The sequence below is a fragment of the Necropsobacter massiliensis genome, from assembly GCF_000827595.2.
Lineage (GTDB): Bacteria > Pseudomonadota > Gammaproteobacteria > Enterobacterales > Pasteurellaceae > Necropsobacter > Necropsobacter massiliensis.
In genome coordinates this window covers 132,947-148,191 of record NZ_LN776180.1, presented here as the reverse complement: position 1 = coordinate 148,191, position 15,245 = coordinate 132,947, and the positions used below count along the sequence as shown (strand labels likewise).

At 46.2% G+C, this 15,245-nt stretch carries 16 protein-coding genes and 4 tRNA genes; 6 read left to right on the top strand and 14 right to left on the bottom strand.

The window, feature by feature from the left end; all coding sequences use genetic code 11:
* Positions 1-131 precede the first annotated feature (131 nt).
* The 3 genes from BN3349_RS12020 to BN3349_RS03330 form a co-directional block, all read right to left on the bottom strand.
* Positions 132-275, bottom strand: a complete 144-nt coding sequence (locus BN3349_RS12020; protein ID WP_180334831.1) for a hypothetical protein — start codon at positions 273-275, stop codon at positions 132-134.
* 305 nt (positions 276-580) lie between these two features.
* Positions 581-727 (bottom strand): hypothetical protein, encoded by a 147-nt coding sequence (locus BN3349_RS12015; RefSeq protein WP_180334830.1) that lies wholly within the window; start codon positions 725-727, stop codon positions 581-583.
* 12 nt (positions 728-739) lie between these two features.
* On the bottom strand, positions 740-1,411 hold the full coding sequence (locus tag BN3349_RS03330) for a putative quinol monooxygenase (protein ID WP_245853732.1): 672 nt from the start codon (positions 1,409-1,411) through the stop codon (positions 740-742).
* A 143-nt stretch (positions 1,412-1,554) separates the two neighbouring features.
* Here BN3349_RS03330 and BN3349_RS03325 point away from each other — a divergent pair, with 143 nt between their 5' ends.
* Entirely contained in the window at positions 1,555-1,806 is a 252-nt protein-coding gene (locus tag BN3349_RS03325) for a helix-turn-helix domain-containing protein (RefSeq protein WP_032109500.1), read from the top strand.
* Between the two features lie 500 nt (positions 1,807-2,306).
* Here the strand turns inward: BN3349_RS03325 and BN3349_RS03320 are convergent.
* The 3 genes from BN3349_RS03320 to BN3349_RS03310 all read right to left on the bottom strand — a co-directional run bounded on the left by BN3349_RS03320 (position 2,307) and on the right by BN3349_RS03310 (position 2,580).
* A tRNA-Leu gene (locus BN3349_RS03320) sits at positions 2,307-2,393 on the bottom strand.
* 26 nt (positions 2,394-2,419) lie between these two features.
* Positions 2,420-2,493: transfer RNA gene (locus BN3349_RS03315), tRNA-Cys, on the bottom strand.
* Positions 2,494-2,504: 11 nt separating this feature from the next.
* A tRNA-Gly gene (locus BN3349_RS03310) sits at positions 2,505-2,580 on the bottom strand.
* Between the two features lie 316 nt (positions 2,581-2,896).
* Here BN3349_RS03310 and BN3349_RS03300 point away from each other — a divergent pair.
* The 3 genes from BN3349_RS03300 (at position 2,897) to trxA (ending at position 5,483) form a co-directional block, all read left to right on the top strand.
* Positions 2,897-4,009 (top strand): methionine biosynthesis PLP-dependent protein, encoded by a 1,113-nt coding sequence (locus BN3349_RS03300; protein WP_040975899.1) that lies wholly within the window; start codon positions 2,897-2,899, stop codon positions 4,007-4,009.
* Positions 4,010-4,044: 35 nt separating this feature from the next.
* Positions 4,045-5,040: a 2-hydroxyacid dehydrogenase gene (locus BN3349_RS03295; RefSeq protein ID WP_040975897.1), complete on the top strand. Its 996-nt coding sequence runs from the start codon at positions 4,045-4,047 to the stop codon at positions 5,038-5,040.
* Positions 5,041-5,159: 119 nt separating this feature from the next.
* Entirely contained in the window at positions 5,160-5,483 is a 324-nt protein-coding gene (trxA, locus tag BN3349_RS03290) for a thioredoxin TrxA (RefSeq protein WP_040975895.1), read from the top strand.
* Between the two features lie 73 nt (positions 5,484-5,556).
* Here trxA and rluC read toward each other — a convergent pair whose 3' ends face one another.
* Complete coding sequence (gene rluC / locus BN3349_RS03285; protein ID WP_040976025.1) at positions 5,557-6,528, bottom strand: 23S rRNA pseudouridine(955/2504/2580) synthase RluC; 972 nt, start codon at positions 6,526-6,528, stop codon at positions 5,557-5,559.
* Positions 6,529-6,938: 410 nt separating this feature from the next.
* Here rluC and rne point away from each other — a divergent pair, with 410 nt between their 5' ends.
* Positions 6,939-9,878, top strand: coding sequence for a ribonuclease E (gene rne / locus BN3349_RS03280; RefSeq protein WP_040975893.1), 2,940 nt, complete (start codon positions 6,939-6,941; stop codon positions 9,876-9,878).
* Between the two features lie 168 nt (positions 9,879-10,046).
* Positions 10,047-10,136 (top strand) — tRNA-Ser (locus tag BN3349_RS03275).
* Positions 10,137-10,210: 74 nt separating this feature from the next.
* Here BN3349_RS03275 and priC read toward each other — a convergent pair.
* The 7 genes from priC to BN3349_RS03240 form a co-directional block, all read right to left on the bottom strand.
* Entirely contained in the window at positions 10,211-10,768 is a 558-nt protein-coding gene (priC, locus tag BN3349_RS03270; RefSeq protein WP_040975891.1) for a primosomal replication protein PriC, read from the bottom strand.
* A 40-nt stretch (positions 10,769-10,808) separates the two neighbouring features.
* Complete coding sequence (locus tag BN3349_RS03265) at positions 10,809-12,167, bottom strand: Na+/H+ antiporter family protein (RefSeq protein WP_040975889.1); 1,359 nt, start codon at positions 12,165-12,167, stop codon at positions 10,809-10,811.
* Positions 12,168-12,283: 116 nt separating this feature from the next.
* Entirely contained in the window at positions 12,284-12,931 is a 648-nt protein-coding gene (gene rnt, locus BN3349_RS03260; protein WP_040975886.1) for a ribonuclease T, read from the bottom strand.
* 114 nt (positions 12,932-13,045) lie between these two features.
* On the bottom strand, positions 13,046-13,453 hold the full coding sequence (gloA, locus tag BN3349_RS03255) for a lactoylglutathione lyase (RefSeq protein WP_040975884.1): 408 nt from the start codon (positions 13,451-13,453) through the stop codon (positions 13,046-13,048).
* Positions 13,454-13,559: 106 nt separating this feature from the next.
* Positions 13,560-13,844: a hypothetical protein gene (locus tag BN3349_RS03250; protein WP_218971799.1), complete on the bottom strand. Its 285-nt coding sequence runs from the start codon at positions 13,842-13,844 to the stop codon at positions 13,560-13,562.
* Between the two features lie 44 nt (positions 13,845-13,888).
* A complete protein-coding gene (cmoA, locus tag BN3349_RS03245; RefSeq protein WP_040975881.1) occupies positions 13,889-14,614 on the bottom strand; it encodes a carboxy-S-adenosyl-L-methionine synthase CmoA in 726 nt (241 codons plus the stop codon).
* Between the two features lie 66 nt (positions 14,615-14,680).
* Positions 14,681-15,190, bottom strand: a complete 510-nt coding sequence (locus BN3349_RS03240; RefSeq protein ID WP_040975879.1) for an isoprenylcysteine carboxyl methyltransferase family protein — start codon at positions 15,188-15,190, stop codon at positions 14,681-14,683.
* Between the last annotated feature and the right edge of the window lie 55 nt (positions 15,191-15,245).

Here is a 15,245-nt window from a genome sequence, read left to right as displayed (position 1 = left end):
TTATTTATAATTAGGGCTATTTTTTCATGGAGTTTTTAACCCATCTTCCCGATATTATGTAGTAGTTATACAAAGGTTTTAAATGTAGGGGCGGAGCGATGTGTGTGCCCTTACGAGATTTTGAGCAACGGCTACATAATACCGACGATTTTGGCAATTTCGTCCAGTTCGAAAAAGCAACTGAAACGGCTTTCGATTTCCGCCTGTACCCGTGTGATGTCATCCGATTTTTCTACATCGGCAACGATGTAATGGATATTTTCATGCTGCGCCATAGTTTTGGCGATGCTACGCCTGATACCCGAGCCGCCAGTGATTAACGCGACTTTGTCATTGAGTTCTAATATGGTTTTCTCCTGTCATTCAGATAAAAAGTGCGGTCGTTTTTGTCGGTGTTTTTAACGTCCCGCCTGTTGTGCATTTATTATACGGACTTTGATTTTACAAATTAGCCGGTAAATCACAAATTCAGTTTTAGGAAAAATGAAGAATAGAAGAAAAAACATGGCACCTGAAATAGCATTCAGGCACCGGTGGTGAGATAAGAGATGAAAAAAGAGACGGTCAAATCGCTTTTAATTTAATGGCGCATTTCTCCAGCCAGTTGCCCAGTTGAACCCGTCCGTGTTGAATCATCGGGATCCACCAAATCCAAGGTGCGTAACTCCTGCGCGGCGACGGAAAAGCCGAGGCTGAGCGCCAAGGCGGTTAACAAAAATTTTTTCATCGTAAGCCTGCCTTATTTATTCGTTGAACCGTCGAAGGCCAAACCACCTTTGTTACCCAAATAGGTCGGACGGATTTCGATACTTTGCTTATCCTGCAACATATCACCAGTTTGTTTTAAATAATCTTTAAAATGCGGGGTTTCGCGGTGTGCCGCATAAGCCTCATCGTTGGCGTAAATTTCAAAGAACACCCAGCGATTCGGCTGTTCTTTCACGGTGGCGGCATACATCGCCAGCACGCCCGGTTCCACGTTCAGGGATTTCTCCATTTCCGGCAAGACAACGGCTTTAAATTTGTCATTTTCCGACGGTTTCACATCCACAATCACCAAATTAGTGCGGGTTTCGTCCGTTTGCTGCACTTTTTTATCCGCTGAAAACTGCGGTTCCAGCATGGTATGTTTTTTATGATCCGTTAAAATCTCCGGCGAAGCGGTTAAAAACGCCTTATATTGCGGCGAAGTGCGGTGGGTTTCATAAGCGTTTTCATCGGCATAAATTTCCACCATGTACGCCATGCTCGCATCGGCTTTTTGTTTCACCGAATACATCGCCAGTGTGCCTTTTTCATCTTGAATGGAGGTGCTGATATTGTGCTCGCCCATGGCATCATATTGCGCGCTCTTGCCGTTTTGAATGCCGAGCTCGAACAGATTGATAATCGGCGCGGTTTGGGTGGTCATTGCCATGCTTAACAGTCCTAAAAGTGCGGTTGTTTTTTAAGCATTTCTAAGCTTAACCGCTTGCTGATGCGGTGTATTATAACGAAAAGATTTATGATGATTAGATACAATATAGCAAAAACAATATTAGGCAGAAACAAACAATGGACAATTCATTCTACGGGCAACTCAATGTCTTCCAAACTATCGCCCAAGAAAGCAGCATCTCAGCGGCGGCACGTAAATTGCAGATTGCCGTGCCTTCCGCCAGTCAATCTTTAAAACTGCTGGAACAGAAAATCGGCGTGCCGTTGTTTCATCGTACCAAGCGCAGCATTCATCTGACTGGCGGCAATACCCTGCGTTATATTCATATTATTTGTAACATACACAAAAAGCTAAAAAGGTTCAGGTAGTAAATTAGCAAAGGTAAAAAAATAAAGCTATTAGAAAATATTAAAAGGCATTTCAAAAGCTGTATAACAAAATTATTAAGCTATTTAAGAAATTATAGTTAACCTTTTTAGGTTATAAGTGTTTTTACAATAAAAATATTTTACAAGATCTTTATAATTTAATTGTATTCTCATTAATGGCATTAAATCTAGGAAAGCTGTGTTAGGTCCTCGAATTCGCTTTAATATTAATGATATAAAGCTTGTATGTTAGCAATATTTCGAAGTTTGATATCGTATTGAAAAGATTGATTTTATTTTTGCCTTATCCTATAGAATAATTGACAAAAACGGTATGAAAAAGTGGCAAACCTGCTCATATTTTAACACGGTTGACGAAAAATTAAGTTAATAAGAAGTATCGATTATAATCACTATACAATTACAGGATGCTTAATAATTTTAAGCCAGTTAAGGATGTAAACTATAACTATCTGATTTGTAGATACAGTTTAATTAAATGGTGCCCGAGGGCGGACTTGAACCGCCACAGCTCGAAAGCCGAGGGATTTTAAATCCCTTGTGTCTACCGATTTCACCACTCGGGCAAGACATTCTGACTGCGGTTGCATAATGGAGGCGTGTCCCGGAGTCGAACCGAGCTACATGGATTTGCAATCCAGTGCATAACCGCTTTGCTAACACGCCGTAGCGTAGATTGGAGCGGGAAACGAGGCTCGAACTCGCGACCCCGACCTTGGCAAGGTCGTGCTCTACCAACTGAGCTATTCCCGCTTGCGCTGCAACACATTCGCTGTCAGTGGCGTGCATTTTACTGACTTCTGGCAATCTGTCAACGGGCAGGATGAAAAAAAATGCCTGACTGCTGAAAAAAAATGCAAACCGAAAGATGGAAAAGACGGGTTGCAGATCCGCATAAGCGATAACTGAATTGTATCAAGGAAAACGAAAATCTGCTTTTATCGTGACTGAGTTTGTGCCAGAATGTGACAATTCATTTTTCGGATTGATATGCGCCGATTGCCGGATAGCGACAGATTAAACAGGCTATAAAGTGCGGTGCATTTTTTGATAATTTTAGTGAGGAATTATGACCCAGCAATATAAAATCGATACTTTGTTAGCCCAAGCCGGCAACCGAACCGACGAACGGACTGGCGCGGTTTCTACGCCGATTTTCCTTTCCACTGCATATGGTCACCGCGGTATTGGCGAGAGTACCGGATATGATTATACCCGCACCAAAAACCCGACCCGCACTGTGCTGGAAGACACTATCGCCGCGCTGGAAGGTGGGGATCGCGGTTTTGCCTGCGCCTCCGGTATGGCGGCGATTCAGCTGCTGATGTCGCTATTTACCGCGCCAGACGAATGGATTGTGTCCAGCGATGTGTACGGCGGAACTTATCGTTTGTTGGATTTCGCCTATAAAAATAATCACGGCGTTAAGCCGGTTTATGTTGATACCGCATCGCCACAGGCGATTGAAGCGGCGATTACGCCGAACACTAAAGCCATTTTTGTGGAAACACCATCCAATCCGTTGATGGAAGAATGTGATGTGGCACAGATTTCGGCGATTGCGAAAAAACATCACTTATTATTGATTGTGGATAATACTTTCCTAACGCCAGTGTTATTCCGTCCGCTTGAGCACGGTGCGGATATTGTGATTCACAGCGGTACTAAATATCTCGCCGGTCATAATGATGCGTTGGTCGGTCTGATTGTGTCGAAAGGTCAGGAATTGGGCGAACGTTTGTTTTATATTCAAAACGGTGCCGGCGCAGTGTTGTCGCCGTTTGATAGCTGGTTGACGATCCGCGGGATGAAAACGCTGGCGTTGCGCATGGAACGGCATGAAAAAAATGCCAAAGAGTTGGTAGCGTTTTTACGTGCTCAGCCGCAGGTCACCGATGTGTTATATCCGAACAAGGGCGGCATGCTGTCTTTCCGTTTGCAGGATGAAAACTGGGTAAATCCGTTTTTAAAAGCCTTGAAACTGATTACCTTTGCCGAAAGCCTTGGCGGTACGGAAAGTTTTATCACCTATCCGGCGACTCAGACTCACATGGATATTCCCGCCGCAGAACGTATTGCGCGCGGCGTGTGCAACCGTTTACTGCGTTTTTCCGTAGGGCTGGAGAATGTAGAAGATATTCAAGCCGATTTGCAGCAGGCTTTCGCACAGTTAAACGGATAAAATGACACGGAGTTTTCACTGGATAGGAGGTGAATATGAAAATCGCAGTCTATAGCACCAAAAGTTATGACCGTAAATATTTAGAACTGGTGAATGTTAAATACGGTTTTGAGATTGAGTTTTTTGACTTTATGTTGAACGAAAATACGGCCAAAATGGCGGAATATTGCGATGTAGTCTGTATTTTTGTTAATGATGACGGCAGTCGCAAAGTGTTGGAAAAACTGGCCGCACTTGGTGTGAAAATGGTGGCGTTGCGCTGTGCTGGGTTTAATAATGTGGATTTAAAAGCGGCGCAGGAACTCGGTTTGAAAGTAGTGCGCGTACCGGCTTATTCGCCGGAAGCCGTTGCTGAACATACAGTGGGGCTGATGTTGACCTTAAACCGCCACATTCACCGCGCTTATCAGCGTACCCGTGAAGCCAATTTTTCGCTGGAAGGATTGATCGGGTTTAATATGCACGGGCGTACCGTCGGGGTGATCGGCACCGGTAAAATCGGCGTGGCGGTAATGCGTATTTTAAAAGGGTTCGGCATGCAGATTCTGGCTCATGATCCGTTTAAAAATCCGATGGCGGAAGATCTGGGCGCACAATATGTCGAATTGGACGAATTATATGCCAAATCCCACGTGATCACGCTGCATTGTCCCGCTACGCCGGAGAATTATCATTTGCTGAACCGCGATGCGTTTGCCCAAATGCGTGATGGCGTGATGATCATTAATACTAGCCGCGGCACACTGATTGATACTCAGGCGGCGATAGATGCGCTGAAACAGCGTCGAATCGGTTCATTGGGGATGGACGTTTATGAAAATGAACGCGAGTTGTTCTTTGAAGACAAATCCAATGAAGTGATTCAAGATGATATTTTCCGTCGTCTGTCCGCCTGTCACAACGTGTTATTGACCGGTCATCAGGCGTTTTTGACCGAAGAGGCGTTAATCAGTATTTCCGATGTGACATTATCGAATATTTATACTTTGCAGACCGGTCAGCCTTGTGCCAATGCCGTATTATCTTCTTAGTCTTTGACTATCGAAAGATTAGTGCGGAGGCGATGATCTTTGTGTTATTATCACCGCACTTGAATTTAACAATAATGTCACCATATTATGAGACATGGTTTACAACAAAGGAAATAAAAATGAGTGAAGTATTACATACAACAGATGCGACATTTGAACAGGATGTATTGAGATCCGATGTGCCGGTATTATTAGATTTCTGGGCGCCATGGTGCGGTCCGTGCCGTATGGTTGCGCCGATTTTGGACGAATTGGCAGCTGAGTTCGGCGGCAAAGTGAAAGTGGTTAAAATCAATATTGATGAAAATCAGGAAACCCCAGCAAAATTCGGCGTGCGCAGCATCCCGACATTAATGTTGTTTAAAGAGGGAAAAGCGGCGGCAACTCAGGTCGGTGCGCTACCGAAAAATCAGTTGGCGAATTTTGTTAACCAAAATATCTAATGAGTTAATCAAACTCAAACCGGAATAAAGTCCCGCACCAGGCGGGGCTTTTTTGTTTGGCGGATGCGGCGTTTTATTTCGTTTCACGTAAGGTTTTTAGCAGCGCTTTCATTGTCTCGTCCAGTGGCGCGGTTAAATGCAGCAGCTCCCCCGATTTAGGATGAGCGAAGCGGATTGCATAAGCATGCAAAAACAGGCGATTTAAACCAAGTGCGGTCATTTTTTGGTCGAAATTTTTATCACCGTATTTATTATCCAGCGCAATAGGATGACCGGCATATTGGGTATGTACGCGGATTTGATGGGTTCGCCCAGTAACCGGTGAGGCTTTGATTAAGGTTGCCTCGGCGTAACGTTCTTCAATGCTGAAACGGGTTTCCGACGGCTTACCCTGTTCGTCAACTCTGACGATACGTTCGCCGCCGGTCAATTCGTTTTTCAGTAACGGTGCTTGAATCATTTTGCAATGGGATTGCCACTGCCCGCGCACTAGCGCCAAATAGTCTTTCTGCACTGTTTTGTCACGCAGCTGTTGATGCAGATTGCGCAGTGCAGCGCGTTTTTTAGCGATCAGCAAAATGCCTGAGGTATCGCGATCCAGACGATGTACCAGTTCCAGAAAGCGGGCTTGCGGACGTAGCGCGCGTAATGCCTCGATCACACCGAAATTCAGCCCGCTGCCGCCGTGCACGGCAATGCCTGAGGGCTTGTTCAGCACCAGCAGACAATCGTCCTCAAAAATAATCTGATGTTCCAGTCGGGCAACTTGGTTTAAGTTTTTTGAGATGGGCGCTTGCGCTTTATCCGCAACGCGTACCGGAGGCAGCCGTACGACATCGCCCTGTTGTAATTTATACTCCGGTTTGATTCTGCCTTTATTGACCCGCACTTCGCCTTTGCGCAAAATGCGGTAAATCAGGCTTTTCGGCACGCCTTTTAATTTTGCCGCCAGATAATTATCCACTCGCTGTCCGGCTTCATCCTCTGTAATGGTCAGAAATTTTACGCCCTGATTGATGATTTTTGCTTGGCTATCGTTATTCATGTGATTTTTCGCAATGCTCAATAAAATTGCCGCGTATCATACCATAAAATAACGGAATTACCTTGCCAAAATAGCCCTGTCGGTAGATAATAAGGCGGCTTTTTAAGTAACTAAAAACAGCTTAAAAATGCGTTGGATATCGTTGAATCCGGCAATGCGGCATACGGCATAAGACATCGCGGGTTCAATCAGTTAGTCTGATTAAGATAAACGACAGCTTGCAAAATGACGGTTTAATCGGTTTTGTTTTATCGGAATATTGCGCTTTGCATTTGATTCCGATAACGCAGTCAATGCACCCAGCGACTGACGGTCGGGAGACTGACATGGCGCGACAGACACGAGGTCGATTGCGAAGCAAAGTGCGGTTATTTTTAATCAAGAATTATGAAAATATAAGAGACAATTTAATGAAAAGAATGCTGATTAACGCAACTCAAAAAGAAGAGTTGCGCGTTGCTCTGGTGGACGGGCAGCGTTTATTTGATTTGGATATTGAAAGTCCGGGTCACGAACAAAAAAAAGCGAACATCTATAAAGGTCGCATTACCCGCGTAGAACCAAGCCTTGAAGCCGCTTTTGTCGATTATGGTGCCGAACGGCACGGTTTCCTTCCGCTGAAAGAAATTGCGCGCGAATATTTCCCGGCTGATTATGTTTATCAGGGGCGTCCGAATATTCGCGATATTTTAAGCGAAGGACAGGAAGTGATCGTACAGGTCAACAAAGAAGAACGCGGTAACAAAGGGGCGGCGCTCACCACTTTCGTTTCTCTGGCGGGCAGTTATCTGGTGATTATGCCGAATAATCCGCGTGCCGGCGGGATTTCCCGTCGTATTGAGGGCGATGAACGTCTTGAATTGAAAGATGCGTTAAGTTCGTTGGATGTGCCTGAAGGCGTCGGTCTGATTGTGCGTACTGCCGGGGTCGGTAAATCGCCGGAAGAACTGCAATGGGACTTAAAAGTGTTATTGCACCATTGGGAAGCGATTAAACAGGCGTCCGAAAGTCGTCCCGCACCGTTTTTAATTCATCAGGAAAGCGATGTGATCGTCCGTGCGATCCGTGATTATTTGCGTCGTGATATCGGTGAGATTTTAATCGACAGTCCGAAAATTTATGAAAAAGCGAAAGCGCACATTAAACTGGTTCGTCCGGATTTTATTAATCGGGTTAAATTGTATCAGGGCGAAGTGCCGTTATTTAGCCATTATCAAATCGAGTCACAAATTGAATCTGCGTTCCAGCGTGAAGTGCGTCTGCCGTCCGGCGGTTCAATTGTGATTGATGTCACCGAAGCCTTAACCGCAATTGATATTAACTCCGCCCGTTCCACGCGCGGTGGTGATATTGAAGAAACCGCGCTGAATACTAACTTAGAAGCGGCAGATGAAATTGCCCGCCAATTGCGTCTGCGCGATTTGGGCGGTTTGATTGTGATCGATTTTATTGATATGACGCCGGTGCGCCATCAGCGCGAAGTGGAAAATCGCATGCGTGATGCGGTACGACAGGATCGCGCGCGTATTCAGATTAGCCGTATTTCCCGTTTCGGTTTGCTGGAAATGTCTCGTCAGCGTTTGAGCCCGTCACTGGGCGAATCGACCCACCATGTGTGTCCGCGTTGTCAGGGTACGGGCAAAATTCGCGACAATGAATCTCTGTCGTTATCCATTTTGCGTTTGCTTGAAGAAGAAGCGCTGAAAGAAAACAGCAAGCAGGTTCATACCATCGTGCCGGTGCAAATTGCCTCTTACTTGCTGAATGAGAAACGTCGTGCAATCAGCAGTATTGAAAAACGTCATAATGTGGATATTGTGGTGGCACCGAGTGAAACGATGCAAACGCCACAATTCAGTGTTTTCCGTGTGCGTGACGGCGAAGATGTGAACGAATTAAGTTACAATCTGGCAAAACTGCATGAAAACGAAGAAGACAGTTTCAGTGCGGAAGGCTCGCTGGTAAATCGTAATACGGAAGTCGCCGCGGTTACCACGGAAAATATTCTAGAAAATGCCGCCGTTTCTCTGGCTATTGATACGCCGGCACCGATGCCGACTGAGCGCAAAGAGGAAAAACCGTCCTTGCTTGAGCGGATTATCGCTAAAATTAAAAGCCTGTTTGCCGCTGAAACGGTAGAAGAACAGCCGAAAGAAACGCGCAATAATAAAACTCAGCGTAATAATCGCCGCAATCAGGAACGTCGTAACGGCCGCCGAAATCGGAATGAAAATCAGACTAACGGTAAAAACGGCGATGAAAACAATGAGCGCAGCGAACGTAATGCGGAAAAAGCACCGGAAAATGCGCGCTCAAACCGCAATAAACGTAAGAAAGCGCAGACCGTTGAAGAGGTGCAGCCTAAAGAGCCCGCGGACAATCAGGCCGCAAATGCAGAAGGTCGCGAGTCGGCACCGGCTCCGCAACGTCGTCAGCGCCGTGATTTGCGTAAGAAAGTGCGAGTGAACGAAAATGAAAATCCGTCACCGCAAAAAACGGGTGAAGCCGTAGCGCAGCTGGAGAGCGTACCACAAGCAGAAGTTGTGCCACAGGAAGAAGTGGCACCGCAATTTAATGTCGAGGAAACAGCCGCGACGGAAAATCCGATTGCGCCGCTCACCGAGGTTGTCGCTGAAGAAAGCACCGATAACGAAAAACGTCGGGATAATCGCGATAATAATCGTCAGCGCCGTTTACCGCGCCATTTGCGAGTCAGCAAACAGCGTCGCCGCAATAACGGTAATGAGGTTAAATCGCCGATGCCGTTGTTTGCCGCCGTGGCATCACCGGAACTGGCAAGCGGTAAAGTGTGGATTAATCTTACAGACAGCAATACTGCCAAGAGCAATGCGTTTTTATCCGTAGATGAATTGCTTGAACAACAGAATCGACCGGAAGAGCTTGCCGTGGTACTGCCAGCTACTGAAGTGCTGGTAGAGGCTGGACAAAGCGAGTCGAAACCGTTAGCAAATTTTGTGCCACAGCCTGCAAATGAATCGGTCGAGAAAAAGGTTCAGGAATCCTTGCAGCGTCTGAATGTTGTGCAAATCGAAGCGGAACCGGTAATGCCGATTGAACAACCGCTAGTTGAGAATAAACCGCTTTCAGTGGAAATTATGCCGGAAACCGACCGCACTTATACCTTTGCCGGTCAATTAGGCACGATTTCTGCGGTGTCGCATACCAAGGCGGAAATGACGCAGGCGAAAGCGCTGGAAGGGCGAAACACGCCTTATCCGATTGTAGAATGGCAGGACTCCCGTTATTATTTCCACGGTAAAGGTTCGGCAGGGCATCACAGCGCTGTCAGCCATGTATATTCGGAACCGACCCGAGCAAAAGCGGAATAATTTGTTATTGCATTAAAGTGAAATCCGAAAGCGTTGGCTTTCGGATTTTTTTATCTGTTTTTTCTGCCGTGAGAAGTTGTTGCAAAAAAAAGCAATTAAACCAAAAGCGATTTTTCTTCGCTTGACTTAGCCGGGCAAAGCACGTATTATTCCTCACGCTTAAATCACGGAGGAATGGTCGAGTGGTTGAAGGCACCGGTCTTGAAAACCGGCGAGGGTTTACGCCCTCCGTGAGTTCGAATCTCACTTCCTCCGCCATCAAATTCAATAAAACCTGTCAAATTACTCTGGCAGGTTTTTTTATTATGACTTTTCCGATTCTTCTGCTTTTATCAATCGTTGTTTAATGACAGATAATCTTCCAGCAGTTCAATGGCTTCGAGACAGCGGGCGCGGCGTTGTTTGGTGATTTCTGCCTGTTGTAAGTGGTATTGTTTTTCTGCGTGGTTGCGCGCGCGAGTAGCGTTGGTCTGTTGTTGTTCCAGTTTTTCATTCAGCGCGCGTAGTGCGTCGTAATATTTTTCCAGCCGCTTGCGCGGCGGTAGTTGATGAACCAGTTGTTTCTGTCGTGCCCGTAATGATTGCGCCGCCTGCGTTGTTGTAACGGATTGGCGCGGGGAAGGGGTCAGCGCATCGGCGAGCGCATTGCATTGTGCCAGCAATTTTTGGCTGTAAAACTGATATTGTGCCTGTTGGTCGCTTTGCAAATGTTCTAAAACCGTCAGCGTTTGTTGCAACTCTTTTACATAAAAATCCAATGATTGGAAATCTTCGCTGAATAAAGTGCGGTCGAATTTTGCTAAGATTTTGCGCTTCTCTGCAATATGATATTGCGTATAAAATCGCTTTACCGTTTGTTTCAGACGCAGAATAAGTTTGGATTGATTCATAGCATAATAAAGCGGGCGCCGTGGTGACGCCCGTATAAAATTAAAGAGACATTGCCGCTATCCAGCCGAAAATCAGCAGCGGGATATTGTAGTGAATAAATGTCGGCACCACTGAATCCCAGATGTGGTCGTGCTTGCCATCCATATTCAAACCGGAAGTCGGACCCAATGTTGAATCGGAAGCGGGTGAACCGGCATCGCCCAACGCTGCCGCAACGCCAACAATCGACACCGTCGCCAACGGTGAAAATCCCAGTGACAGGCACAGCGGCACATAAATTGAAGTAATAATCGGTACGGTAGAGAATGAGGAACCGATGCCCATGGTGATAAACAAACCGACCAGCAACATTAAAAATGCCGCCAGCCCTTTGTTATTGGCGCCCAATCCTTGACTGAAGGTATCCACCAGGATGTTGACGCCGCCCGTTGCATTGATGACCGCAGCGAAACCGGAAGCGGCGATCATCACAAAGCCAATCATCGCCATTAGGCGTAAGCCCTGCTGAAAGATATCGTTGCTTTCTTTTAATTTAAAAATTCCGCACAGGGCGAAAATAATTAACCCCGCCAGCCCGCCGATAATGGTGGAACTGGTGATTAGCTGTAGCCCGAAAGTGACGATAATCGCGACGATACTGGCAGTAATATGAAATGGTTTGATATTGGCGATATGCTGTTCGATTTCGGCGGTGGTTAACGTCTGATGCGAAACAGCATACTCGCGCGGTTTACGATAGCTGATAAATACTGCGGTCAGCAATCCCAGCACCATACCGATTACCGGAATGGTCATCGCCAGCGAGACTTCACCCACACTGGTTTGTAAGCCTAACGGCGCGCCCACCTGATTGATATTTTTCACCAGTACGCTTTCAATAAAGATTTTCCCGAAACCGACCGGCAGCAGCATGTAGGTAGCGGTTAATCCGAAAGTCAGTACACAGGCTACCGCACGGCGGTCGATTTTCAGTTTATTGAAAATGGAAAGCAGTGGCGGAATGACAATCGGAATAAACGCAATATGTACTGGCAGCAGATTTTGGGAAGAAACGGCGAATACCAACAGTACTGCGAGGATAAAATATTTAAAGCCCGCCATGGAGCTGCTTGTGGGCGCTCGCCCCAGCCGCTTGATAACGTTAAACGCCAGTAAATCGGTGATGCCGGATTTTGAAATTGCGACGGCGAACGCGCCCAGAATGGCGTAGTTCATCGCGACTTCGGCACCGCCGCCCAGTCCGCCGGTAAAACTTTTTATTGTTTCGCTGATATTCAGATCACTGCAAATGCCTGCGGTTAAGGCGGCGATAATCAAGGCGATCACCACATTAATGCGCAGTAGGCTTAATGCCAACAAGACAATGATAGAAATAACAACCGGGTTAGTTAATAACATGGTGTATTGTCCTTATGGAATGAATAATAGAAAACCGCCGTTCAATGTACTAAAAATAAAAGTTTTGTCTATAACTTTTATAAAATACACCGCACTTTATGCCAATCGGATTGATTTTATTCAGAAATATGCGGAAAACCGCCGAGATTTTTTAAATGATTGACCATATAACAAAACAATTCCGCGGTGCGTTCCGTATCATAGAGGGCGGAATGCGCCTGTTTGCTGTCGAACGGAATTTTCGCCGCCTGACAGGCTTTCACCAGCACTGTCTGTCCGAACATCAGCCCGCTTAATGTGGCGGTATCAAACATGCCGAAAGGATGAAATGGGTTGCGCTTGAGCGCGGTGCGTTCTGCGGCTGCCATCAGAAAACTCTGATCAAATGCGGCGTTGTGCGCCACAATAATGGAACGCTGGCATTCGGCGTCTTTTTGCGCGCGGCGCACCATTTTGAACAGCTCACTCAGCGCGATATTTTCTGAAACGGCGCCGCGCAAGGGATTGTCAATATCAATACCGTTAAATTTTAATGAGTCAGGGTTGATATTGGCGCCTGCAAAGGGCTGAATATGGAAATGACATCGCTGATCCGGCGCTAATAAGCCGTTTTCGTCCATTTTTAAGGTAATGGCCGCCAGTTCCAGCAACGCATCCGTTTTGGCGTTAAAGCCGGCGGTTTCGACGTCAATAATGACCGGGAAGTAGCCGCGGAAGCGGTTTTTCAGCAGATTATAGTTAATGGGTTCGGCTATGGTTGTCATCAGTATAAATTCCGAATGAATAAGTCAATAAAAATATCGGGCGGTTGCATTGTTCCTCCCGTAAAATCATCACGGCAGCGCGGCAATTATCCGTCCGCCGCATAAACAGTGAAATTAGTTGCCTAAACCCGCCTGTGCGTTTTTATTTTCGATAAATTCAATTTTATAACCGTCCGGATCTTCTACGAAAGCGATCACGGTTGTACCGCCTTTGACCGGTCCCGGTGCGCGCGTTACTTTCCCGCCGGCGGCGCTGACTGCCTCGCAGGTGCGATAAATATCGTCCACGCCGATTGCAATATGACCGAATGCGTTGCCCGCTTCATATTCGCTGACGCCCCAGTTATAAGTGAGTTCAATCACCGACGCTTTGTCCTCATCGTCATACCCTAAAAATGCCAATGAATATTGATATTCGGGATTTTCGCTGGTGCGCAGCAAACGCATGCCCAATACATCGCGATAAAATGTAATTGAGCGTTCCAAATCGCCTACCCGTAACATGGTGTGTAAAATGCGCATTCTTGCCTCCGATTGATTTGAATAGATAAACCGCCGGAATTATGCCACAAACGGGGGCAAAAATCATTAAGCCGACGAACCGGTTATAACGAATTGTCGCTCGGCGTTATTTCGACATTGTTGAATCTAAACTCAGAATTTGCTCCGGACTGACCTGCAATACGCCTTTCCGCGAGGCAAAACGGCTCCGTATTTGTCGGTAGTCGCTGTTTTCCGGCACATGTACTGCAATGGCGTTGAGATGGTTATAGCGATAAAGCAATGTCGTTCCTTGCCGATGGGCATAGGCAATCAACGTATCGGCGTCGGTTTGAGTTCGGTCATAGAAAATAATCAGATTATTGGTGCGCGTTTCCTGCGCCAGTGCCGATTGCAGGAGACCGGCGCACAAACCACAAATTAGAAGCGTGTATTTTATCATGCGGATTAACAGGTTTATTTTACAGCAATCATCGAGCCGAAATTAAAACATTGAAACCACAGTTCTGTATGTGAAAACCCAACGGATTTTAACCGCACTTTATGTTGTTCAATGCTGTCGGTGTGCATCACGTTTTCAAGTGCGGTGCGTTTTTGGCTGACTTCTAGCTCGCTGTAGCCGTTGGCGCGCTTGAACTGGTGATGCAGATCGATCAGCAGATCGTTGATATTGCTATCATCAAAGCGGAATTTTTCCGACAACACCAATACGCCGTTTGGATTCAGCCCGTGGTAAATATTTTGCAATAAAGCCAGACGATCCTGCGGCGGCAGAAATTGCAACGTGAAATTTAAAATCACCATGGAAGCGTTGTGAATCGGAATATTGCGGATGTCGTCGCACAGAATTTGCACCGGAATTTCACTGTGATAGGCGCTGATATGTTGGCGACAGCGCTCGACCATCGGCAGGGAATTATCCACCCCGATGATCTTCACGTTCGGCTGTCGGATATTACGCCGCGCGGCAAGTGTTGCGGCGCCGCGCGAACAGCCGAGATCGTACACCGTGGAATCGGCAGTGACGAACCGATGCGCCAGCATGCCGATAGCGGTGATGATATTGGAATAGCCGGGCACCGAGCGTTGGATCATATCCGGAAACACTTCTGCCACGTTTTCATCAAATGTGAAATCGCCCAGTTTCTCAATCGGGGTCGAAAATAGCGTATCTTTTGGCATTCTTTTTTATCGTTCAGTGAAAAAGTGCGGTCATTTTAGAAGAAGTTTCGCTATCCGACAAATGATTTAGTATAAATGCGCCATTGCACGCTGTTCTTGTTTTATGCGAATAAATAAGATCAGTAAATATACCGGCAGACCGAACAACGCCGTATATGTTGCGTGGCAGAGCAGCGCGAGCCCGATCAGTTCGGGGATAATATTGAGGAAATAATTCGGGTGGCGCACGTATTTAAATAAAAAGGAACGATTGAGCCGGTGATGAGGCAGAATATAGATTTTTACCGTCCAGATTTCTTTCAGCTGGCGGATCACATAACACAATGCCGCGAACGCGAAAACAATCAAGCAAAGTCCGCATAACGCAACCGTATCAAAGCCTATTTGGTTACGGTTGGCTTCAATAATGGCGGAAAAATAAAAAACGATATGGGCGGCGGAAAGCAGCGCGGAATTGCCTTTGCCGTATTGTTGTGCACCGTTTTTGATCAGGTTTTTTTCATTTTTAATGGAAATAGACAGGGTATAACACCGAATAGCCAATATTGTGATAAATAACACATTGATAATGAACATTAAATATCCTTGATTTATTAATTTTTATCGAAAATAATGTTAGCAGAGATTTGCG